Raw genomic sequence first — 21513 nt, forward strand, 5'->3', positions numbered from 1 at the left:
AGTGAATAGTGAGCCGATTTGCGAGTCCTTGCCTCGGGGAAAGCTCCGGCCTTCAACCGATCTATGCGCGCTCGGCCAAATGCATAACTACTGACTACCGACTACTCCCCTACTCACTCACCGCACCTTCACGTCTAACCGGCCTAGCAGCATCGCCTTGGTCTTCTTATCCACGAAGGCCGCCTCGATGGCCGTCCGAGTGATGCCGGTGAGCGCCTTGTCGTCCATGCGGAAATGCTCGGCGGCGATATCGTATTCGCGCTTCAGCGAAGTCCAGAAATAGGGCGGGTCGTCGGAGTTGAGCGTCACCTTGCAGCCGGCGGCGCGCAGCGCCGGAAAGGGGTGGTCGGCGAAGCTGTCGAAGACTTTCAGCGCGATGTTGGAGCCTGGGCAGCATTCCAGCACCACGCCCTGGTCGGCTATGCGGCGGACAAGGTCGGGGTTCTCGATGGCGCGAACGCCATGGCCGATGCGGGACGGGCGGATGTGGTCGAGAGCCGCCGCCACACTTTCCCAGCCCATCAGCTCGCCGGCATGGATGGTGATGCCGAGGCCCGCTTCGCGCGCGATCTCGAAGGCGCGCACATAATCTTCGAAATCGCCGATGCGCTCGTCGCCGGCGACGCCGAAACCGGTCACCAGCGGATGACCGCAGCGCGCCGCGAAGCGCGCCGCCTGCTCGATCGCCTCGACGCCGACATGGCGCACGCCGGTGACGATCATGCGTCCCTCGATGCCGGTCTTGGCTCTCGCGCGGGCCATGCCTTCGCCCAGCGCATCCGTATAGGCTTTTGGCGACAGCCCGGCCTTTTTGGCATGATCCGGCGAGGTGAAAACCTCGGAATAGATGGCGCCATCGCGGGCGAGGCTGGTCAGATAATAGTCGGCAAGGCGCGCATAATCCTCTTCACTGCGGAACAGGTCGGAAGCGAAATCGTAAGCCGCGAGAAACGAGGTGAAATCGTGCCAGACGAAGGAGCCGTCCTGGATATAGGGCGAAGGATCCTTGCCGTATTTGCGGGCCTGGCTGAGGACAAGCTCGGGCGCTGCCGCCCCTTCGATGTGGCAGTGCAGCTCGGCCTTCAAAATCATGCGGTCATCCCGTCCGGTATGCTGCTCTCGCACAGGTGCTGGCCGGAAAATCATGCAAGACCTTTCCCGGCAGGGTTTTGAAAGCGCGGCCGAAAACCGCGCCTTGGACAATAGCGTCGGCACCATCGATCGGCTATGGTCCCGCCGATTTTATGGCGGATCAAAATAATGTCAGTTGAGAGAACCACGGCCGCGGGCGGCATGGAAACCTCCTATGGTTTCAGAAAGGTCGGGGCAGGCGAGAAGCAGCCCCTGGTCAACGACGTCTTCCATAAGGTGGCCAATCGATACGACCTGATGAACGATCTGATGTCGGCCGGGTTGCATCGGCTGTGGAAGGACGCGATGGTCGCCTGGCTCAATCCGCCGAAGCGGCCGGGCTGGAAAGTGCTCGATGTCGCCGGCGGCACCGGCGATATCGCCTTCCGCATCGTCGAGGCCAGCCAGCGCCAGGCCCATGCCACGGTGCTCGACATCAATGGCTCGATGCTGACCGTCGGCCGCGACCGCGCCGAGAAGCTGGGGCTTGCCGCAAACACCGATTTCGTCGAGGCCAATGCCGAGGCGCTGCCGTTCGAGGATGATAGCTTCGACGCCTATACGATCGCGTTCGGCATCCGCAACGTGCCGCGCATCGAGGTCGCGCTTGCCGAAGCCTATCGCGTGCTGAAGCGCGGCGGACGGTTTCTGTGCCTGGAGTTCTCCGAGGTCGACATGCCGCTGCTCGACAAGACCTATGAGGCCTGGTCGTTCAACGCGATCCCCAGAATCGGCAAGGCGGTGACAGGCGACGATGAGCCCTACTCTTATCTGGTCGAATCCATTCGTAAGTTCCCCAACCAGCAGAATTTCGCAGCGATGATCACCCGCGCCGGCTTCGACCGCGTCACCTTCCGCAACTATTCGGGCGGCATCGCCGCCCTTCATTCTGGCTGGAAGCTTTGAGGCGCAGCCCTTTGCAGCAGGCCGCTTTGAAACAGGCCCCTTTGAGGCAGGCAGCGCTATGAGCAGCGTCGCCGCCGCCTTCAGGCTCGCCCGGGCCGGCTGGGTGCTGGTCCGCGAGGGCGTCGTCGCGGCGTTGCCGGGCGAAGAGCTCTCAGGCATGCCGAAATTCGGCTGGCGTGTGGCGCGGCTTTTCACCCGCCGCCGGGCGTTGAGCTATCAGCGCGGCGACAGGCTGGCGCGGGCGGTGGTGCGGCTCGGGCCCTCCTACGTCAAGCTCGGCCAGTTCCTGGCGACGCGGCCCGATGTCGTCGGCAACGACATGGCGCTGGATCTCGCATTGCTGCAGGACAAGATGCACACTTTTCCGAGGGTGGAAGCGGTTCATGCAATCGAAGCCTCGCTCGGACGCAGGATAGACGACCTCTATGCCGGCTTCGGCGAGCCGGTGGCGGCGGCTTCGATCGCGCAGGTGCACTGCGCCGAAGTCGTGCGCGAGGGTAGCCCTTCGCGCGTGGCGGTGAAGGTCATCCGGCCCGGCGTGCGGCGCCGCTTCTTTCAGGACCTCGAAAGCTACTTCCTTGCCGCCCGCCTGCAGGAGAAATACATCCCCGCGTCGCGTCGCTTGCGCCCGGTCGAGGTGACCGAGACGCTGGCGCAGACCACCAGAATCGAGATGGATCTGAGGCTCGAGGCGGCCGCGCTTTCCGAACTCGGCGAGAACACCAAGGACGATCCGGGTTTTCGCGTGCCAGCGGTCGACTGGGAGCGGACCGGCCGCGATGTCCTCACCATGGAGTGGATCGACGGCATCAAGATGAACGATCTGGCCGGCCTCGCCGCTGCCGGCCACGACCTCAGGGCGATTGCGGCCAATGTGGTCCAGTCGTTCCTCAGGCACACGTTGCGCGACGGCTTCTTCCATGCTGACATGCATCCGGGCAACCTGTTCGTCGAGGCCAACGGCACCATCGTCGCCGTCGATCTCGGCATTGCAGGCCGGCTCGGCAAGAAGGAGCGGCGCTTCCTCGCCGAGATCCTCTACGGCTTCATCGTGCGCGACTATCAGCGCGTCGCCGAGGTGCATTTCGAGGCGGGCTACGTGCCGCGCCAACACAATGTCTCGGCCTTCGCGCAGGCGATCCGCGCCATCGGCGAGCCGATCCACGGCCAGTCGGCGGAGACCATCTCGATGGCGAAGCTGCTGACGCTGCTGTTCGAAGTCACCGAGCTGTTCGATATGGCGACGCGGACCGAGCTGGTGCTTTTGCAGAAGACCATGGTGGTTGTCGAAGGCGTCGCCCGCACGCTCGATCCGGCCTTCAACATGTGGAAGACGTCCGAGCCTGTGGTCAGCGACTGGATCGCGGGCAATCTCGGCCCGCGCGGCATGCTCACCGACGCGCGCGACGCGGGCAGAGCCCTTGTGTCGCTGGCAAGGCAGGCGCCGGATCTTGTGGCCCGCACCGAGCGGCTGTCGCGCGAGATCGATTTGATGGCGGAAAACGGCCTGCGCTTCGACGAGGCGACCGCGCACGCGATAGGGAGAGCAGAAGCGCGCCACACCCGCTCCGGCCGCGTGGCGCTGTGGGTGATCGCGCTGACGCTGATCTACGTAGCATGGAAATTGCTCTGACCGCCACACGGCTTGTCGCCGATTGATTGCATTGCTATCATTGCAAGCGTTAGCTGAAGCGAGTGCAATCACATGGCCAGCATCACGATCCGCAATCTGGATGACGGGGTCAAGGACCTGCTCCGGCAACTCGCGGCCGAAAATGGCTGCTCGATGGAGGAGCAGGCACGAGCGATGATACGCGCCGCGGTCGAAGGCCGGGCAGGGCAGGCCGACCGCATCGGTCAGATCGAAGAAAAGCTGCGTGCGCTGACAGGCTCAAAGGAGCAGGCGGCGCCAGTTGTAGCCGCATCCGCCAAATCAGTTTCGCGAGGTTCTCTCTCCGGCAAGCGCATCCTGCTCATCATCGGCGGCGGCATCGCGGCCTACAAGGCGCTCGATCTGATCCGACGGTTGCGCGAGCGGGGCGCGTCGGTGCGGGTGGTGATGACGTCGGCCGCGCAGGAATTCGTCACCACGCTGTCGGTCGGCGCGCTTTCGGCCGACCATGTCTTCACCGAGCTGTTCGACCGCAATGACGAGCACGATGTCGGCCATATCAGGCTGTCGCGCGCGGCCGACCTGCTGGTCGTTGCGCCGGCAACCGCGGACCTGATGGCGAAGCTCGCCAATGGTCATGCCAACGACCTTGCCTCGACGGTGCTTCTGGCCACCGACAAGAAGGTGCTGATGGCGCCGGCGATGAACCCGAAGATGTGGGGGCATCCGGCAACGCGGCGCAATCGGGCCACCTTGCAGAAGGACGGCGTCGCCTTTGTCGGCCCCGCCAAGGGCGAGATGGCCGAAAGCAACGAAGCGGGCGAGGGCCGCATGGCCGAGCCGCTGGAGATCGTCGCCGCGATCGAGGCGATGCTCGACGAGAAGCCGAAACCGCTTGCCGGCCGCAGGATCATCGTCACCTCCGGCCCGACGCATGAGCCGATCGATCCGGTGCGCTACATCGCCAACCGCTCGTCCGGCAAGCAGGGCCATGCCATCGCGGCCGCCTTGGCTAAGCTCGGCGCCGATGTCAGGCTTGTCTCCGGCCCGGTCACCGTCGCCGATCCGGCCGGCGTCGCGACCACCCACGTCGAAACGGCCGCGCAGATGAAGCAAGCGGTCGAGAGCCTGCTGCCGGCGGATGCCGCCGTGTTCGTTGCCGCTGTCGCCGACTGGCGCACGGAAAACGCCGCCGGCGAGAAGATCAAGAAGGTGGCGGGCAAAGGGCCGCCTTCGCTGCAGATGGTCGAGAACCCGGACATCCTGGCCGGCATCGGCCACCACGCGCAGCGGCCGGGCCTCGTCGTCGGCTTCGCCGCCGAGACGCAGGATCTGATCGCCAATGCCGAGGCCAAGCTGAAGAAGAAGGGCGCCGACTTCATCGTCGCCAATGACGTCTCGCATGAAAGCGGCATCGGTCCGTCCGGCGTGATGGGCGGCGACCGCAACAAGGTGCGCATCGTCTCCAGGACCGGCGTCGAGGAATGGCCGGAAATGGGCAAGGACGAAGTGGCGGCGCGGCTCGCCGCGCTGATTGCGGAGCGGCTGCAGCAGACTGTCGTCGTCTGAGACCGAGCGGCAAGCCGGCGCCTCGGCCGCGGCCGCCATGACATCCCGTCAACCCGCTGCCAATCTCGGCCGGTTTGCCGCTGAGAATATCCTCAGCGCCGCCAGGCAGCCGAACACGCCGAGGGGCACGAAGGCCATAAACAGCCAGCCGGCGACGCCTGCGGCCGCTTCACGGTTCAGGCCTTCCGAGAAGCCGCTGGCATTGGCGACGATGCCGGCAAGCGCGGCGCCTACGGCATAGCCGATGCGCTGCATGGTCGGCACGGCGGCCGAGGCGATGGTCTGCTCACCGTCGCGGGCCGAGGCGACGATGACGCGCGTGAGAAAGGGCCAGCAAACGCCGAAGCCGCCGCCCTGCAAAAGGGCGCAGAGCAGGATCAGCGGGATCGAGCCTGCCGGGATTGTGTAGGCGAAGCCGGCGAGGCCGGAGGCGATCATCAGGGCGCCGACGACGATGATCAGCCTCTCGCGCTCCAGCGGTGCATTGGCGATGAGGATCGACAGGATCGACCAGGCGATCGATTCTGCGGCGATGATGTAGCCGGTGGTCAGGATCGGAATGCCGTGCAACGTGGTCAGAAGCAGCGGCCCGTAAATGGTGAAGGTGCAGGTCGCCATGGAGAATGCCGCAACCATCGTCATGCTGCTGCCAAGCGGCGAGCGCCATGAAAACAGAGGCGACGGGAAGAGCCGGGATTGCGGTCTAAGCGCATCCACGCGGAAGAAAAGCGCCAGGCCGGTCACGCCGAGGAAGAGGAGCAGCGACGAGCGCAACAGGGCGATATCGACGCCGGCGGCGGCGATCAGCACGACGCTGAGCGCGAGAACGGCGAGCGCCGGATAAGGGAAGGGCGGTGCCTTGCCGCCGCTCGCCTGCGGCTTCCTCGCTTCAGGCGTGTCGAGCACGACGAAGCTTGCCAGCGCCATCGCCGCGCCGCCGAAGGTGAATACGCCGAAAGCCCAGCGCCACGACAGGAATTCGGTCATGAGAGCTCCGAGCATCGGGCCGCTGAAGGCGGCGACGCCCCAGATCGCGGACATGATGCCGAAGAGCTGCGGCCAGATGTTGCGTGGAAACAGGCGCTCGACCGAGACGAAGCCAGCGATACCAGCGACCAGCCGGCCCGCAGCGGCGCCGGCGACGATCGCGCCGAGCTCGTAGATCGCCAGCGACCAGCCGACCAGCTGCACGCCCGCCAGTTCGCCGACCATGGCCGGCATCACCGTTGCCACCATTGTTTCGTTGGTGGCATGCAGCAGAATGCCGAGGCTGACGAAGCAGAAGCGCGCCAGGTCGCCGCTTGCCCACAGCGCCCGCCAATCCACTCTGTTGCTGGCCACTTTGTTGCCGCTCGCTGCCGTCACGCCGATCTCCTGCTTGTTTTGCGCACCTCATCCGCGTTGCGAACGAGGGGCAAGATCCAGTTCGGCAGGGCTTGTAGAACCTCAAGCGCAGTTGAGCTCAACAGGCTTTTTCGCGAATTCGGGGCAAGCCACCATTGGCGCCGAAGGAATCCGGCTTTCCAAAGCACTCGGCCCGGAACAGATGTTCCGGGCCGAGTGCCGCGCAATGAATTTGAAAAGCCGAAGGCTCACTTATAGGAGTGGACGAGATCCAACGACGCCACGGTGACGGCCAGGTTGAGGCCGGTCTGCGCCTGCACGCTGAGCGGCTCCAGCATGAAGGCGCTGTCCAAGCCGCCGACCAGGACGTTGGCGCCGCCGCCAGTGACGACGCTCGCCTCGGCGTTGACGCCGTAATAGCTGCCGGCGAGATCGCCCGCATCATGGCTGCGGGTGGCGGCAAGCACCGCCCAGACGAGCTGGCCCTGATGCGTCTTACCGACGTCGACGCCGAGCTTGGAGATCATCCCGGTATAAATCTCGGCCGGGCCGTGATGGGAGGGGCGAAAGACGCAGGACACGCCCTTGTTCGAGGTGATGACGTAGCCGACGCCGCCGTCGATGGTGCAATCGAGCGTGCCGAGCCGGAGCGTGCCGGCGTTTACCGGAGAAGCGAGGACCGTGGCGACAAGCGCGGCAGCGGCACAGGCAAGTGTTTTGATCATTGGAAAGGTCCTTTCGCGAAAATTTGGCCCCGGCCTAAACGATCGAGGTGCGTCGAGCGTTCCGCCGAAAACTTGGCGCGAACATGACGAAGGTTAACGCTTCGCCTTGGGCGGTTAACGGATCGCTAGCGGCGTCCCCGCGGCGCAACACTAGGTCGCCGGTGACGACCGTGCGTCGTGCAAAACAGCCTGTTGGCGTCGGCTTCCGATCAGCTGGCGTTGCCGCCGGTGCGCGAAAGACCGTCCTTGGCCGGCTGGTAGTTGGGGTCGAGGTGGACAGCTTCGCGATAGGACTTGGCCGCCCTTCCCTTGTCGCCGCGCCGCTCGTAGATCAGCGCCTGGTTGGCCCATGCCTCGGCGTTCTTGCCGTCGAGCTTGATAGCCATGTTGAAGTCGGCGAAGGCGTTGTCCTCGTCGCCTGTCGCCAGGTAGGAGAGGCCGCGGCCGTTGTAGGGCTCGGCGGCGTCCGGCGCCAGCGAGATCGCGGTCGAGAAATCCTCGATGGCGAATTTGTGCTGACCCTGGCTTTGATAGATCAGGCCGCGATTGTGATAGGCGCGGGCATCGGTGGTGTCGAGCTGGATCGCCTTCTGGAAGTCGTTGAAGGCATCCTGGGTGCGGCCCGCCTTGCGGTAGAGATTGCCACGGCCGATATAGGCGGCGTCGTAGTTGGCGTTGATCTGGATCGCACGGTTGTAGTCGGCCAAAGCTGCTTGCTGATTGCCGAGGAAGCGCTGGATCAGCGCGCGGTTCGAATAGGCCTGGTAGAAGTTCGGATTGAGCTGGATGGCCTGGTTGAAGTCCTTGAGCGCCGCTTGGTACTGGCCGCCGCGGCCATAGGCCGAGCCCCGCACGTTATAGCCCTCGGGATCCTGCGGATTGCGCTGGATGACTGCCGACAGCGACGAGATGTTCTCGCTCGACGCTTGCGCCTTGTCGATCGAATTGAACTCACCTGTCGGGGTCGTCTGGCATGCTGCAAGCACCAGACCCGAAAGCAGGGCCGCCGTCAGGGCGAAGCCGCGAAAAGCGGTTTTGCGCTCTACGGTAATAGCGTTCATCTTTGTCCTCACTGCCGCGGCGCCGTCAGTCCGTTCCCTCTCCGAACCGGCTCGAATCTATAAACAAAAAGGTGGCGGCGATTCCGCATCGCGCCACCCTCGGTATCCTTCGAAAAGGACGAAAAATTGGCGTTATGAACGCGGCGAGCGCGATGCGCCGGCAGCACCAGCCGGAGCCGGGCGCGGGGTCATCGGCAGCAGGCCTTCGCGCTGGGCGCGCTTGCGGGCCAGCTTGCGGGCGCGGCGCACGGCTTCCGCCTTCTCGCGGGCACGCTTCTCGGACGGCTTCTCGTAATGACCGCGCATCTTCATTTCGCGGAAAATACCTTCGCGCTGCATCTTCTTCTTCAGCGCGCGAAGCGCCTGATCAACGTTGTTGTCGCGGACGAGTACCTGCACGGGCAATCCTGTCTTCGGGTTTGAAATCGTTAGGCAAACAGCCATAGCTGACATGCCTCCGCGGCGAGCTGCACCGCGAATTGTGGCGGCTGATAGCAGAATCAGGCTGGGATGTCCACCTCTGATTGCCAGAACAGCGATCAAAACCCGAGCGCTGCGCCCGGACATTTGTTCGCCCTACGCGGTCGTCAGATGGAGGCGCGCAAAGTCCTCGAAAAACTCGCCATAATCGCAGGTGATTTCCTCGCCGGCGGCGATATCGCGAATGGCGGTGGCGCCGCCATATTGCGAGAAATCCGTGTTCGGCCATTCCGAATGATTCATGAAGCGGCCATTGTCGACCTCATAGACCATGAAGCCGGGCCTGTCCGGGCTCGGATAGGCGTAGCGGTCGAGCAACTCGCGCAGATGCGGCGGCGCGGTCTCATATTTATCCATCGGGATCAGCCGGTCGAAATCCGGGTCGAGGCGCCAGATCGAAGCGCCCTTGCGGATCGGCTCGGCGGCGAAGACGCCGACGCCCTCGATGGCGCTCTGGGCAACATAGGTTCTGATCAGCAGCATCGTTTCCCGTCCGTTTTCGACGGGAAACGAGATCGTCAATTTGCGCCGAAATGCAAGGCCGCACCGCTACATTTCAGCGGATGAGCTGTTTCCAGCCTGCCGGCCGGATCAGGTCCGGTTGATCGAGACGCCGCCATCGGCAAACAAGGCTGTGCCGGTGGTGAAGCTCGAGGCATCCGAGGCAAGGTAAAGGGCCGAGCGTGCGATCTCTTCCGGCTGCGCCATGCGCTTCAAAGCGTGAATGCCTTCGACGAAAGCGCGCGCCTCGGGCGTGGTCGTGGTTGCGCCGGGCGTGTCGGTGCCGCCGGGCAGCAGCGCGTTGACGCGCAGTCCTTGCGGACCGTATTCGGCAGCGAGCACCTGCGTCAGGCCGATCAGTCCGGCCTTGGCCGCGGCATAGGCCGCCATGCCCGGCATGCCGGCGGTGTAGCCGACGAAGCTCGAGGTGAAGATCAGGGAGCCGCCGCCGCGCTCCAGCATGGCCGGAATCTGATGTCTCGCGGCGAGATAGGCGCTGGTCAGATTGGTGTCCATCGTCTCATGCCACGCGGCCGGGGTCATGTCGGGCACCGGCCCCATCACGCCAACGGCGCCGGCATTGTTGAAGGCGATGTCGAGTCCGCCGAAGCGAGCCACAGCGAGCTCCACCAGGGCCTGTGCGTAGGCTTCGTCCCTTACGTCGCCTGCAAGTGCGGCCGCCATGCCGCCGGCATCCTCGATCTCGCCGACAAGCACGTCGAGTTCAGCCTGACGCCGGGCCGCGACGACCAGGCTTGCGCCTTGCTCGGCAAACAGTTTGGCGGTGGCGCGGCCGATGCCGGAGCTCGCGCCGGTGACGATCGCGACTTCGTTTGCAAGGGTCAACATGTCTTTGCATCCTTCCTTTGCGCCGGGCATGCCGGCGGTTGGATGCTTGGTCGCAGATGAGGATTGCCTCGGCCACCCGAAACCGGCAAAGCCGCCATTGCCCTACTGGCGCAACAGCCAAGCCAGCCGGTCGATCGAGAAGGCGTAGCTGAGGGCAATCAGTAGAGCCATGATGATGCCGATGGCCGCGTGACCGGTCAGATAGAATCCCGCGGCGCCGCCACACAGGATGACAAGTTCCAGCGCCAGCCTGACGGCGCCGGGCACCGGCACTGGAGCTCGACCCGACCGGCTCGGATCGTTGAGCACGGCGAAAGTACCCCACAGCACCGCCGCGACGAGCGGCAAGGCGACAGCAAGAATCCAGCGGCTGAACCCGACGGCAAAGCTCCAGCCGGCCATGCCAAGCCCAAGCAGCGCTGCAAGTTCCAGCAGGAAGCGCAGGGTCAGATTCCACCAGGCATTACCCATTGTCGACCTCCAGCATCACGCGGCAGGAGTGTCGCCGAACAGAACCACGGAAGCCAGAGCAGACGCTTCGTTTTGAGTGTGGCGCAAAACGGCAAGCGCCGTCGCAAACAGCGCAAGGATGACATCGCGGTTTCGCTAGTGATACACCTCGCGTGACGGGAGAGGCCCGAACGACATCCGCGATTTTTGGCGCGAGGCTTAACGTGAAGAAATACTCGGTATTCGCCATTGCCCGCGAGGCGATGCGCGGCCACAGAGGCTGGGAAGAGCAGTGGACGTCGCCCGAGCCGAAGAAGGAATACGACGTCATCATCGTCGGCGCCGGCGGACACGGCCTGGCGACGGCCTATTATCTGGCGAGCGAGCACGGCATCACCAACATCGCGGTGCTGGAGAAGGGCTGGCTCGGCGGCGGCAACACCGGCCGCAACACCACCATCATCCGTTCCAACTACCTCTATGACGAGAGCGCCGGCATCTACGACCACGCGCTGAAGCTGTGGGACGGGCTCAGCCAGGAGCTCAACTACAACGTCATGTATTCGCCGCGCGGCGTCATGATGCTGGCGCACAATGTGCATGACGTCCAGGTGTTCAAGCGCCACATCCATGCCAACCGGCTCAACGGCATCGACAATGAATGGCTGACGCCGGAACAGGCGAAGGAATTCTGCCCGCCGCTCAACATCTCCAAGGATGCGCGCTATCCAGTGATGGGCGCCGCGCTGCAGCGCCGAGGCGGCACGGCGCGCCACGACGCGGTCGCGTGGGGCTATGCGCGCGGCGCTTCGGCGCGCGGCGTGCACATCATCCAGAATTGCGAGGTCACCGGCATCAAGCGCGCGGCCAATGGCGCGGTCAGCGGGGTGGAGACGACGCGCGGCTTCATCGGCGCCAAAAAAGTCGGCGTGGTCGCGGCCGGCCACTCGTCGGTCATCATGAACATGGCCGGCGTGCGCATGCCGCTCGAAAGCTATCCGCTGCAGGCGCTGGTGTCGGAGCCTGTCAAGCCGGTGGTGCCCTGTGTGGTGATGTCGAACACGGTGCACGCCTATATCTCGCAGTCGGACAAGGGCGAGCTGGTCATCGGCGCCGGCACCGACCAGTATGTCTCCTATTCGCAGACCGGCGGCCTGCATATATTGCAGCACACGCTCGACGCCATCTGCGAGATGTTCCCGATCTTCACCCGCATGAAGATGCTGCGCTCCTGGGGCGGTATCGTCGACGTGACCCCCGACCGCTCGCCGATCCTGGCGAAGACGCCGGTCAAGGGCCTCTACGTCAATTGCGGCTGGGGCACGGGCGGGTTCAAGGCGACGCCCGGCTCGGGCAATGTCTTCGCACATACGATCGCCAGGGACGAGCCGCACCCGATCAATGCGCCCTTCACGCTGGAGCGCTTCCGCACTGGACGTCTCATCGACGAGGCCGCCGCGGCGGCGGTGGCGCACTGATGACGGCTCAGCCGATTTGCTTTCACTTAGCCGGCGCGTGCGCCGGTCACGGCAAGTTTTAGGATCACCCAGATGCTTCTCATCCGCTGCCCCTATTGCGAGGAAGAGCGCCCGGAACTCGAGTTCCGCAATGCCGGCGAGGCGCATATCGCGCGCCCAACCAACATTGCCGCCGAGAGCGACGACGATTTCGAGAAATTCTTCTTCATCCGCGCGAATCCCAAAGGCGTCATCTATGAGCGCTGGCGGCACATCCATGGCTGCGCGCGCTTCTTCAACGCCGTGCGCGACACCGTCACCGACAAGTTCGTCATGACCTACAAGGCCGGCGAGCCGAAGCCCGCGAAGCTGCCCGGAGCCTCGAAATGAACGCTGTCTTCCGCATTTCGGGCGCCGGTCGCCTCAGCCAGGCGAAGACCGCCTCCTTCAGCTTCGACGACAAGCCCTACATCGGCATCGAGGGCGACACGCTGGCCTCGGCGCTGCTCGCCAATGGCGTGCATCTCGTCGGGCGCTCGTTCAAATATCACCGTCCGCGCGGCTTCCTGTCGGCCGGCGCGGAAGAGCCCAACGCGCTGGTGCAGATCGTGCGCGATGATGCGCGCAAGACGCCTAATGTGCGGGCCACCGTGCAGGAGCTCTATGACGGGCTGACGGCCAATTCGCAGAACCGCTGGCCGTCGCTTGCCTTCGACGTCGGCGCGGTCAACGACCTTGCATCACCGATGTTCTCGGCCGGCTTCTACTACAAGACCTTCATGTGGCCGAAATGGGCCTGGAAGGATCTCTACGAGCCGAAGATCCGCGCTGCCGCAGGCCTCGGCGTTTCGCCCGAGAAGCCGGATCCGGACCATTATGCCGCGCGCTACGCGCATTGCGAGGTGCTGGTGCTGGGCGGCGGCGCCGCCGGCATCGCGGCCGCGCTCGCCGCGGCCGAAACCGGGGTGCGGGTGATCCTTGCCGACGAGCAGGCCGAATTCGGCGGCAGCCTGCGCTTCGAGAGCGGCGCCAGGATCGACGGCCAGGACGGCTATGCCTGGGCGCAAGCGGCGATCGCCAAGCTCAAGGCCATGGACAATGTGCGCGTGCTCTCCCGCACCACGGCCTTCGGCTACTACGCGCAGAACTTCGTCGGCCTGGTCGAACGGGTCAGCGACCATCTCAAGAACCCGGGCCGCGAGCTGGCGCGCGAGCGCCTGTGGCAGGTTCGCGCCAATCGCGTCGTCATCGCCACCGGCGCCATCGAGCGTCACATGGTTTTCGCCAACAACGACCGTCCGGGTGTAATGCTGGCCTCGGCGGCGCGCACCTATCTCAATCACTATGGCGTGGCGGTCGGCAGGAATGTCGGCGTTTATACGGCGAATGACTCCGCTTACGCCGCCGCGATTGACCTTAAGAAGGCCGGCATCAACATCGCGGCGATTGTCGACCTGCGCGACAACCCGGCCGGACCGGTGATCGACGAGGCGAGGGCGCTCGGCATCGAGATCAATTTCGGCCGCGCGGTGGTCAGCGCCGGCGGCAAATTGCGCGTATCCTCAATGACCGTGCAGCCGAAGAATGGCGGCGGCGAGCGCACCATCCCGGTCGATGCGATCCTGATGTCGGCCGGCTGGACACCGTCGGTGCATCTGTTCTCGCAGTCGCGCGGCAAGGTCGCCTTCAACGACGAGACAAAGCGCTTCGTGCCCGGCACCTATGCGCAGGACTGCGTCTCGGTCGGCGCCTGCAACGGCACCGACGGGCTGGCCGCTTCAGTTGACGAGGCTTTCGCGGCGGGCGCCAAGGCAGCGAAGGAGGCCGGCGGCAAGGTTGGTAAGGGCGCCAAGCCCAAGGTCGACGCCGGCGAGAGCTGGTCGCGTGGCATGCTAGGCGCAGCGCCCGGAGCCGGGCCGGGCACCACGGTCAAGGCCTTCGTCGATTTCCAGAACGATGTCACCGCCAAGGATATCCGCCAGGCGGTGCATGAAGGCATGCACTCGATCGAGCATGTCAAGCGCTTCACCACCAACGGCATGGCGACCGACCAGGGTAAGACGTCGAACATGCATGGCCTGGCGATCGCCGCGGAGGAACTCGGCAAGCCGATCCCGCAGGTCGGTCTCACCACGTTCCGCGCGCCCTACACGCCGGTCACCTTCGGGTCGATCGTCGGCCACGCGCGCGGCGCCTTGTTCGACCCGACCCGGCGCACGGCAACGCATGGCTGGGCGGCGTCGCATGGTGCTGTGTTCGAGGATGTCGGCCACTGGAAGCGCGCCTGGTATTTCCCCAAGGCGGGCGAAGACATGCATGCCGCCGTCAACCGCGAATGCGTGACGGTGCGCAAGGTCGGCGGGCTGTTCGACGCCTCCACGCTCGGCAAGATCGAGGTGGTCGGGCCGGATGCGGCAAAGTTCATGGAGCTGCTCTACACCAATCCGTGGGAGAAGCTCGAAACCGGCCGCTGCCGCTATGGCATCATGCTGCGCGAGGACGGCTTCATCTATGATGACGGCGTCGTCGGCAGGCTGGCGCCGGACCGCTTCCACGTGACGACCACGACCGGCGGCGCGCCGCGCGTCATGAATCACATGGAGGACTACCTCCAGACCGAATTCCCGCATCTCAATGTCTGGCTGACCTCGATCACCGAACAATGGGCGGTGATAGCGGTGCAGGGGCCGAAGTCGCGGGACATCATCGCGCCGCTGGTCGAAGGCATCGACATGTCGGACGAGGCGATGCCGCATATGTCGGTGCGCGAGGGCAGGATCTGCGGCGTACCGACGAGGCTGTTCCGCATGTCCTTCACTGGCGAGCGCGGCTTCGAGGTCAACGTGCCGGCCGATTACGGCGAGGCTGTGTGGGAAGCGCTGTGGGCCGAAGGCCAGAAGCATGGCGCGACCGCCTACGGCACCGAGACGATGCACGTGCTGCGCGCCGAGAAGGGCTACATCATCGTCGGCCAGGATACCGACGGCACAGTCACACCGAACGACGCCGGGCTCGACTGGGCGGTCGGCAAGAAGAAGACCGATTTTGTCGGCATTCGCGGCCTGACCCGGCCGGACCTTGTGGCCAAAGGCCGCAAGCAGCTTGTCGGCCTGAAGACCAAGGACCCGAAGGTGGTGCTGGAAGAGGGCGCGCAGATCGTCGCCGATCCGAAGCAACCTATTCCGATGAAGATGATCGGCCACGTCACCTCCAGCTACTGGTCGGAGAATTGCGGCCGTTCGATCGCACTGGCGCTGGTCGCCGGCGGCCGCGACCGCATGGGTGAGACGCTTTATGTGCCGATGCCGAACGGCACGATCGAGGTGGAAGTCACCGGCATGGTGTTCGTCGACGAGAAGGGAGAACGCCTCAATGGCTAAGGCCGCCGCCAAGACAAAAGCCGCTGCTGGTTCCGCTTCCGTTGAGCGTCGGCCCGCGCTTGCCGGCCGCACGCTGTCGGCATCGGGTGTCAAGGTCGAGATGCTGCCGCCGGCCGAACGCATCTCGCTGCGCGCGCCGCAGGCTTCAGTCGCTGCACTTTCCAAGGCGCTCGGCGTGACACTGCCAGTCAAGCCGAAGAGCTCGGCGACGAAGGATGGGCGCACGGCGCTGTGGCTCGGGCCGGACGAATGGATGGTCATCGACGAAGCGGGCAACGATCCGCTCGCCGACTGCGCCAAGGTGACGGCGCTGCATTCGGCGGTCGGCATCTCGCACCGCAATGTCGCGATTTCGGTTGTCGGACCGGCGGCCGCGGCGACGGTCAATTCGGGCTGCCCCCAGGACCTGTCGCTCGAGGCTTTCCCGGTGGGTGCTGCCTCGCGCACCATTCTCGGCAAATCCGAGGTCGTGCTGTTGCGCAGCGCGGTCGACGGCTTCCGCGTGGAATGCTGGCGTTCCTTCTCGGACTATGTCTTTACCCTGTTGTCGGAAGCGGCAGGCGACGCGGCGAACTGATCTGCGGTAACCCGGCCGAACGACCAGCTTGAGGGAACCTTCACCGATCCCGCATCGTTTCTGCGATCAGAGCGGTTGGGCGTTTCATGAAACGCGCAGCCGCTCTAAATGTTTGTTCTGACGCAGTTCCGGACGGAAAACCGCTGCGCACTTTCCTGGAACTGCTTAGCGAGGGAGATTGCCGATGCCGTCCAAATCCGCGCCGAAGTCATCCAAGAAGACAGCTGCAGTCCGTTCGCTGGAGCACGAAAGTCGTCGCGAGCTTGAGGAAGAGGAATTCGAGGAAGGCCTCGAGGACACGTTTCCGGCCAGCGATCCGGTATCGGTCACCAGCACTTCCATCCCCGGGGGGCCGGCAAAGCCCGGCAAGGCCAAGACCGTGCCTGGACTGAAGTCGCGCAAGAAGTAGCGCCGTCGCAGCAGGCAATCGGACTTCAGGCGAAACGAAAACGGGCGGCCAAGTGCCGCCCTTTTTCGTTTTTCGCTTTTGCAGTGCTTCGAAGCCGCTGAGCTTTAAGCTGGAATTGCTTTAGAGACCGGGCACGAACCAGGGGTTCACGTCGATACCGAGCCGCGGCCCCTTGGTGGTCTGGGTCTTGGCGGCGTCCCCCTTTTCGACCGAACCGGTCGCGGTGCAATCGAGAACCACATTGGTATTGGCCTGAGGGCAGGCCGCCGCCGCGGGGGCCTGCTTGGCCGGATGGCCCGCGCCGGCGAAGGCGGCGCCCGGGAAGGCCAGCACCGTGGCAAGGGCGAGGATCATCTTCTTCATCTTCCATCTCCAGTTCGTACATGTACGATATGGCGTACAAATACGGTTAACGGAAGCTGAATTCAAGAGGGAATTTGTACGCGTACGAGAACTTTTCTTGAACATAGGAATTCGTCGCGCGAAACCAAGCGATCGGCATCACGGAAAACCGGCGCAAATGCCGGTCAGCAATTGACGGGTGTTTCGGTGAGCGGGGGGATATCCCGGGCTGACAATGAGGCCAGCATGAAGTCGCACATCCGCTTCACATAGGCCTGGGGGTCACCGAACGGATAAAAGGGGAAGGTGATCAAGAGCGAAATCGTACCGTGGCCAACGGTCCACAGCATGGTGGCGATGGCGCGCGGGTCGCCCTTGAGCTTGCCGGCGGCCACGCATGCCTCGACCCGGCTTATCAGCACCTTCATCGCCGGATTGCCCTCTTCCATGTCCTCGTAGCTGCGTCCCTCGGGCAGCCTGGTTTTCTCGGTCATGAAGACGGTACGGTATTCATTGGGGTTGCCGAGCCCGAAGGCGGCATATTCGGTCATCACCGCCCGCAGCGCCTCGACCGGATCGTCCGCGGGGTGCTCCTCGATGCGACGGGCGAGCGTTTCGAAGGCGTCTTCGGCCAGCGCGAACAGAATGTCCTGCTTGTCGGCAAAATAGGAATAGACCGACATCGGCGCGTAGCCGACCCGCTTGGCCAGCTTGCGGATGGTCAAGCCCTCGTAGCCCTCTTCCTGGACCAGCTTGTGAGCCGCCGCGACCAGTTCCGAGCGAAGCTCTGCCTTCTGTTTCTCGCGGCGTTTCTGAACGCTCAGCGCCAATATACGCCTGCCTTTGTGATTGGTTGCCTGACAAAATTATATACGCTGTACGGAAACGGACAAGAGCGCCTCCGGTTCCCTTGCCGGTCGCGCCGGTGATCAGTACCGTCATCGCATCGAAACGGCCCATCGCTCGGCTCCTCCGCGTTCAGCTGTTCTCGTCGATCAGTTCCACCGCGAGCGCGGCGAGCAGTTTTACCGCCTGGCCGTAGGTCCTTGCCTTTTCCGGATTGGAGGCGTTGCCGTCCAGCGCGCGGCGGTAGACGCCCTGGCAGATCGCCGCCAGCCTAAAGAAGGCAAAGGCGAGGAAGAAGGTCCAGCTGTCGATCCCCTCGATGCCGCGCCTGCGGCAATAAGCGGCGACATAGGCTTCCTCGGAAGGCAGGCCGGCAGCCGCGCGATCGACGCCGTCAAGACCGCGAAAACCCGAGGCATGCGGCAGACGCCACTGCATGCATTGATAGGCGAGGTCGGCGAAGGGATGGCCGAGCGTCGACAGCTCCCAGTCGAGCACCGCGATGACTTTCGGCGCGCCAGGCGCGAACATCATGTTGTCCAGCCGGTAGTCGCCATGGACAAGCGAAACGCGGCCGTCATCGGCCGGCATGTGCGTTTCGAGCCACGCAATCAGCCTGTCGATATCGGTTATGGTTTCGGTTTCGGAGGCCCGGTACTGGCCGGTCCAGCGCGCAAGCTGGCGTTCGAAATAGCTGCCGGGCTTGCCGAAATCGCCAAGGCCGACGGCATCTACATCGACGTCGTGCATGGCGGCAAGCGTCGCGTTCATCGCGTCGTAGATCGCGGCGCGCTCATTGCCGGAAACGTCCGGCAGTGACGGATCCCAGAAGATGCGGCCGTCGAGATATTCCATGACATAGAACATGCGGCCGATCGGGGATTCTTCGCCTGATAGATGCAGCATGCGCGGCACCGGCACCGCCGTGCCGGCAAGCGCCCGCATGACGCGGAACTCGCGGTCGACCTGATGCGCGGATTTCAGCAATTGCCCCGGCGGCTTGGCGCGCAGCACATAGCGGCCGCTGGCGGCGGTCAAAAGATAGGTCGGATTGGACTGGCCGGACTTGAATTTTTCAATCGCGGAAAGGCCGGCAAAGCCCGGAATATGCGCCTCCAGATAGGGCGCAAGCGCCGCCTGGTCTATGGCACCGGCCTCGCCGCTCATGCGTTCTCGGGCTGACGCTCGATCAGTGTCAAGGTCAGCCAGCGCGCCGTCAGCGCCGGTTTCTTCGAACCCTCGATCTCGATGGTCACGTCATGCGCCGTCTGCACCCAGCCGGACGGCCGCACCTTGACGTCCGCCAGCACGAAGCGGGTGCGAATGCGCGAACCCGTCTTCACCGGCGCCAGGAAACGCAGCGTGTCGAAGCCGTGGTTGACGCCCATCTTGCTGTTTTCCAGCGGCGGCATGGTCTCGAAGGTCATTGCCGACAAAAGCGACAGCGACAGGAAGCCATGCGCGATGGTGCCGCCAAACGGCGTCTCGCGCGCGGCGCGCTCCGGATCGCAATGGATGAACTGGTGGTCGTCGGTCGCATCGGCGAACTGGTCGATCATGCGCTGCGTGACCGTTCGCCAAGGCGAGACGCCGACCTCCTTGCCGACGCTTGCCAGAAGCGTATCGAGACTGATCGGTTCCACGCTGATGTCCTCCGCACCCCCGCCCGGATAGCGATTCCTCTACCCGGGCAGCTTATTCCTTGAACAAAGTCATTCCATGCTGCACCGACTGGCCGCCGTCGATAGGCAGGATGGCGCCGGTGACATAGCTTCCGGCACGGCTGCACAAATAAAGCGTTGCGCCGGCAATGTCATCCGCCACGCCGATGCGGCCGAGCGGAACATGGTTACCGACATGTTTCGCTTGCTCTTCAGTCGCGGTGGCAAACGCCGTCATGCGGCTCTGGAAAGGGCCGGGCGCAAAGGCGTTGACGGTGATGCGGCGGGCGGCGAACTCGATCGCCAGCGTGCGCGTCAAATGATGCACCGCGGCTTTCGAAGCCGCGTAGGAATAGGCGTCGTCTGCCAGCGGCTGGGTGCCCATCACCGAGCCGAGATTGATCACGCGGGCCGGGTCCTCGTCGCTCGCCGCGGCATCGAGCAGCGGCAAGAGCTCTCGTGTCAGGTGGAAGACGGCGGTGACGTTGACGCCGAACACCTTGGCCCAGGCGTGGTAGGGGAAATCCTGCAGCGGCGCGCCCCAGGAAATGCCGGCATTGTTGACCAGGATGTGCAGGCGTTCCGTGCGTGCCTTGACCTCGGCGACGAGTGCCGCGATGCCCGCTTCGCTCGACACGTCGCCGGCAAAGCCCTCGGCACGGCCGGAGCCGCCGAGCGCGTTCAATTCGTGTGCGACTTTCGCGCAATCCACGCCCTTGCGCGAAGCGATCATCACATGAGCGCCGGCGCGCACCAGCCCGGTCGCCACCATACGGCCGATGCCGGTCGCCGCGCCCGTCACCAGCGCGGTCTTGCCGGCGACCGAGAACAGCTTGTCCAGATAGCTCATCGTGTTTCTCCGCACCCTGCCCGGCAGGGGAACTCGCCCAAGGACTCGCGTTGACAAGGCTAGCCGAAGTACGGTCATCCTTGCCACGGGTAAAGATTTATCTTCGAGAGAGGCGGAAGCGATGGCGGACATGAATCTCGGCATGACCGAGCGGCTGAAGCCGATCCACCAGCGCGTGGCGGCGATGGTGCGTGACGAGATCGCGCCGCTCGGCGAAGAGTTTCTCGCCGAAGTCGGCAAGGGGGGCGACCGCTGGGCCTACACGGCCAGGCAGACGGAAATCCTGGAAGGCTTGAAGAAGACGGCGCGCGAGCGCGGCTTGTGGAATTTCTGGCTCACCGATTCCAAGCGCGGCTACGGCCTTTCCACCGTCGAATACGCTTATCTGGCGGAAGAGATGGGCAAGGCGCATCTTGGCGCCGAGACCTTCAACTGCTCGGCGCCCGACACCGGCAACATGGAGGTGCTGGAGCGATACGGCTCGGAAGCGCACAAGCGGGACTGGCTGGAGCCGCTGCTCGAAGGGAAAATCCGTTCGGCCTATCTGATGACCGAGCCGGACGTGGCGTCCTCGGATGCCACCAACATTTCGATGCGCTGCCAGCGCCGCGGCGAGGACTATGTGCTCAACGGTGAAAAATGGTGGGCTTCCGGAGCGGGAGATCCGCGCTGCGCCATATATATCGTCATGGTCAGGACCGGATCGGACGAGGAGCCGCAGCATCGCCGGCATTCGATGATCCTGGTGCCCTCGGACAGCAAGGGCGTCACCAAGCTGCGACCCATGCAGGTCTATGGCGATGACGACGCGCCGCATGGGCATATGCATCTGAAATTCGAGAATGTACGAGTGCCGGCGGCGAATTTGATCCTCGGCGAGGGCAGGGGTTTCGAGATCGCGCAGGGGCGGCTCGGGCCCGGCCGCATCCATCACTGCATGCGCGCCATCGGCCAGGCAGAGATGGCGCTGGAGATGCTGTGCCAGCGCTCGGTGCGGCGCGCGGCCTTCGGCCAGTCGCTGGCAAAGCTCGGCGCCAACGTCGACATCATCGCCGAATGCCGCATGGAGATCGAGATGGCGCGGCTCTTGTGCCTCAAGGCTGCATGGATGATCGACCAGGGAGACGCTCGCGCGGCCGCCCCCTGGATCAGCCAGATCAAGGTGGTGGCGCCTCGGGTCGCGCTGAAGGTCACCGACGAGGCGGTGCAGATGTTCGGTGCGCAAGGCATCAGCCAGGACACGCCGCTCGCCCGCTCCTGGACGCATTTGAGGACATTGCGGCTGGCCGATGGGCCGGATGCCGTACACCGGCGCCAGGTGGCGCGCACGGAACTGAAGAGATACACGCAGGAAAAGGTCTGA

At 64.4% G+C, this 21513-nt stretch carries 22 protein-coding genes; 9 read left to right on the forward strand and 13 right to left on the reverse strand.

What is annotated here, in order from left to right; all coding sequences use genetic code 11:
* Nucleotides 1–117: 117 nt before the first annotated feature.
* Nucleotides 118–1092 (reverse strand): adenosine deaminase, encoded by a 975-nt coding sequence (locus tag LB528_RS20595; protein WP_224513945.1) that lies wholly within the window; start codon nucleotides 1090–1092, stop codon nucleotides 118–120.
* Between the two features lie 168 nt (nucleotides 1093–1260).
* Here LB528_RS20595 and ubiE point away from each other — a divergent pair, with 168 nt between their 5' ends.
* From ubiE to coaBC, 3 genes are all read left to right on the forward strand, one after another.
* A complete protein-coding gene (gene ubiE / locus LB528_RS20600) occupies nucleotides 1261–2037 on the forward strand; it encodes a bifunctional demethylmenaquinone methyltransferase/2-methoxy-6-polyprenyl-1,4-benzoquinol methylase UbiE (RefSeq protein ID WP_224716097.1) in 777 nt (258 codons plus the stop codon).
* A 58-nt stretch (nucleotides 2038–2095) separates the two neighbouring features.
* Entirely contained in the window at nucleotides 2096–3670 is a 1575-nt protein-coding gene (gene ubiB / locus LB528_RS20605; RefSeq protein WP_224716098.1) for a 2-polyprenylphenol 6-hydroxylase, read from the forward strand.
* Between the two features lie 72 nt (nucleotides 3671–3742).
* Nucleotides 3743–5218 carry a bifunctional phosphopantothenoylcysteine decarboxylase/phosphopantothenate--cysteine ligase CoaBC gene (coaBC, locus tag LB528_RS20610; RefSeq protein WP_224716099.1) on the forward strand — a complete coding sequence of 492 codons (1476 nt, stop codon included), beginning with the start codon at nucleotides 3743–3745 and terminating at the stop codon, nucleotides 5216–5218.
* 48 nt (nucleotides 5219–5266) lie between these two features.
* On the opposite strand, the gene LB528_RS20615 is transcribed toward coaBC, so the two are convergent.
* From LB528_RS20615 to LB528_RS20645, 7 genes are all read right to left on the reverse strand, one after another.
* Nucleotides 5267–6583: an MFS transporter gene (locus tag LB528_RS20615; protein ID WP_224716100.1), complete on the reverse strand. Its 1317-nt coding sequence runs from the start codon at nucleotides 6581–6583 to the stop codon at nucleotides 5267–5269.
* Nucleotides 6584–6810: 227 nt separating this feature from the next.
* Nucleotides 6811–7287, reverse strand: coding sequence for a DUF992 domain-containing protein (locus LB528_RS20620; RefSeq protein ID WP_224716101.1), 477 nt, complete (start codon nucleotides 7285–7287; stop codon nucleotides 6811–6813).
* A gap of 209 nt (nucleotides 7288–7496) precedes the next feature.
* Nucleotides 7497–8348 carry a tetratricopeptide repeat protein gene (locus LB528_RS20625; RefSeq protein ID WP_224513956.1) on the reverse strand — a complete coding sequence of 284 codons (852 nt, stop codon included), beginning with the start codon at nucleotides 8346–8348 and terminating at the stop codon, nucleotides 7497–7499.
* A gap of 132 nt (nucleotides 8349–8480) precedes the next feature.
* Nucleotides 8481–8747, reverse strand: a complete 267-nt coding sequence (gene rpsU, locus LB528_RS20630; RefSeq protein WP_027165252.1) for a 30S ribosomal protein S21 — start codon at nucleotides 8745–8747, stop codon at nucleotides 8481–8483.
* Between the two features lie 177 nt (nucleotides 8748–8924).
* Complete coding sequence (locus LB528_RS20635; RefSeq protein ID WP_224513958.1) at nucleotides 8925–9311, reverse strand: SET domain-containing protein; 387 nt, start codon at nucleotides 9309–9311, stop codon at nucleotides 8925–8927.
* Between the two features lie 108 nt (nucleotides 9312–9419).
* Nucleotides 9420–10178, reverse strand: coding sequence for an SDR family oxidoreductase (locus tag LB528_RS20640; RefSeq protein WP_224716102.1), 759 nt, complete (start codon nucleotides 10176–10178; stop codon nucleotides 9420–9422).
* 102 nt (nucleotides 10179–10280) lie between these two features.
* Entirely contained in the window at nucleotides 10281–10649 is a 369-nt protein-coding gene (locus LB528_RS20645; RefSeq protein WP_224716103.1) for a YrdB family protein, read from the reverse strand.
* Between the two features lie 203 nt (nucleotides 10650–10852).
* On the opposite strand from LB528_RS20645, the gene LB528_RS20650 reads away from it, so the two are divergent.
* The 5 genes from LB528_RS20650 to LB528_RS20670 all read left to right on the forward strand — a co-directional run bounded on the left by LB528_RS20650 (nucleotide 10853) and on the right by LB528_RS20670 (nucleotide 16451).
* A complete protein-coding gene (locus LB528_RS20650) occupies nucleotides 10853–12106 on the forward strand; it encodes a sarcosine oxidase subunit beta (RefSeq protein WP_224716104.1) in 1254 nt (417 codons plus the stop codon).
* Between the two features lie 72 nt (nucleotides 12107–12178).
* Nucleotides 12179–12475 (forward strand): sarcosine oxidase subunit delta, encoded by a 297-nt coding sequence (locus tag LB528_RS20655; protein WP_040997306.1) that lies wholly within the window; start codon nucleotides 12179–12181, stop codon nucleotides 12473–12475.
* Nucleotides 12472–15465: a sarcosine oxidase subunit alpha gene (locus LB528_RS20660; RefSeq protein WP_224716105.1), complete on the forward strand. Its 2994-nt coding sequence runs from the start codon at nucleotides 12472–12474 to the stop codon at nucleotides 15463–15465. Before LB528_RS20655 ends, LB528_RS20660 begins: the two co-directional genes overlap by 4 nt.
* A complete protein-coding gene (locus LB528_RS20665) occupies nucleotides 15458–16042 on the forward strand; it encodes a sarcosine oxidase subunit gamma (RefSeq protein ID WP_224716106.1) in 585 nt (194 codons plus the stop codon). The genes LB528_RS20660 and LB528_RS20665 overlap by 8 nt, the downstream gene beginning before the upstream one ends.
* A 184-nt stretch (nucleotides 16043–16226) precedes the next feature.
* Complete coding sequence (locus LB528_RS20670; RefSeq protein WP_224716107.1) at nucleotides 16227–16451, forward strand: hypothetical protein; 225 nt, start codon at nucleotides 16227–16229, stop codon at nucleotides 16449–16451.
* Nucleotides 16452–16571: 120 nt separating this feature from the next.
* On the opposite strand, the gene LB528_RS20675 is transcribed toward LB528_RS20670, so the two are convergent.
* The 5 genes from LB528_RS20675 to LB528_RS20695 all read right to left on the reverse strand — a co-directional run bounded on the left by LB528_RS20675 (nucleotide 16572) and on the right by LB528_RS20695 (nucleotide 20150).
* On the reverse strand, nucleotides 16572–16814 hold the full coding sequence (locus LB528_RS20675) for a DUF680 domain-containing protein (protein ID WP_224716108.1): 243 nt from the start codon (nucleotides 16812–16814) through the stop codon (nucleotides 16572–16574).
* Nucleotides 16815–16978: 164 nt separating this feature from the next.
* The gene (locus LB528_RS20680; RefSeq protein ID WP_224513970.1) at nucleotides 16979–17623 is read right to left on the reverse strand and encodes a TetR/AcrR family transcriptional regulator; all 645 of its coding nucleotides are present in this window, start codon (nucleotides 17621–17623) and stop codon (nucleotides 16979–16981) included.
* A 148-nt stretch (nucleotides 17624–17771) separates the two neighbouring features.
* Entirely contained in the window at nucleotides 17772–18806 is a 1035-nt protein-coding gene (locus LB528_RS20685; RefSeq protein WP_224716109.1) for a phosphotransferase family protein, read from the reverse strand.
* Nucleotides 18803–19282, reverse strand: coding sequence for a MaoC family dehydratase (locus LB528_RS20690; RefSeq protein ID WP_095766281.1), 480 nt, complete (start codon nucleotides 19280–19282; stop codon nucleotides 18803–18805). Before LB528_RS20690 ends, LB528_RS20685 begins: the two co-directional genes overlap by 4 nt.
* Nucleotides 19283–19334: 52 nt before the next feature.
* A complete protein-coding gene (locus LB528_RS20695; RefSeq protein WP_224716110.1) occupies nucleotides 19335–20150 on the reverse strand; it encodes an SDR family oxidoreductase in 816 nt (271 codons plus the stop codon).
* A 121-nt stretch (nucleotides 20151–20271) separates the two neighbouring features.
* Between LB528_RS20695 and LB528_RS20700 the strand changes: the two genes are divergently transcribed.
* Nucleotides 20272–21513, forward strand: coding sequence for an acyl-CoA dehydrogenase family protein (locus LB528_RS20700; RefSeq protein ID WP_224716111.1), 1242 nt, complete (start codon nucleotides 20272–20274; stop codon nucleotides 21511–21513).

It is taken from the genome of Mesorhizobium sp. CA4 (genome assembly GCF_020165075.1).
Taxonomy (GTDB): domain Bacteria; phylum Pseudomonadota; class Alphaproteobacteria; order Rhizobiales; family Rhizobiaceae; genus Mesorhizobium.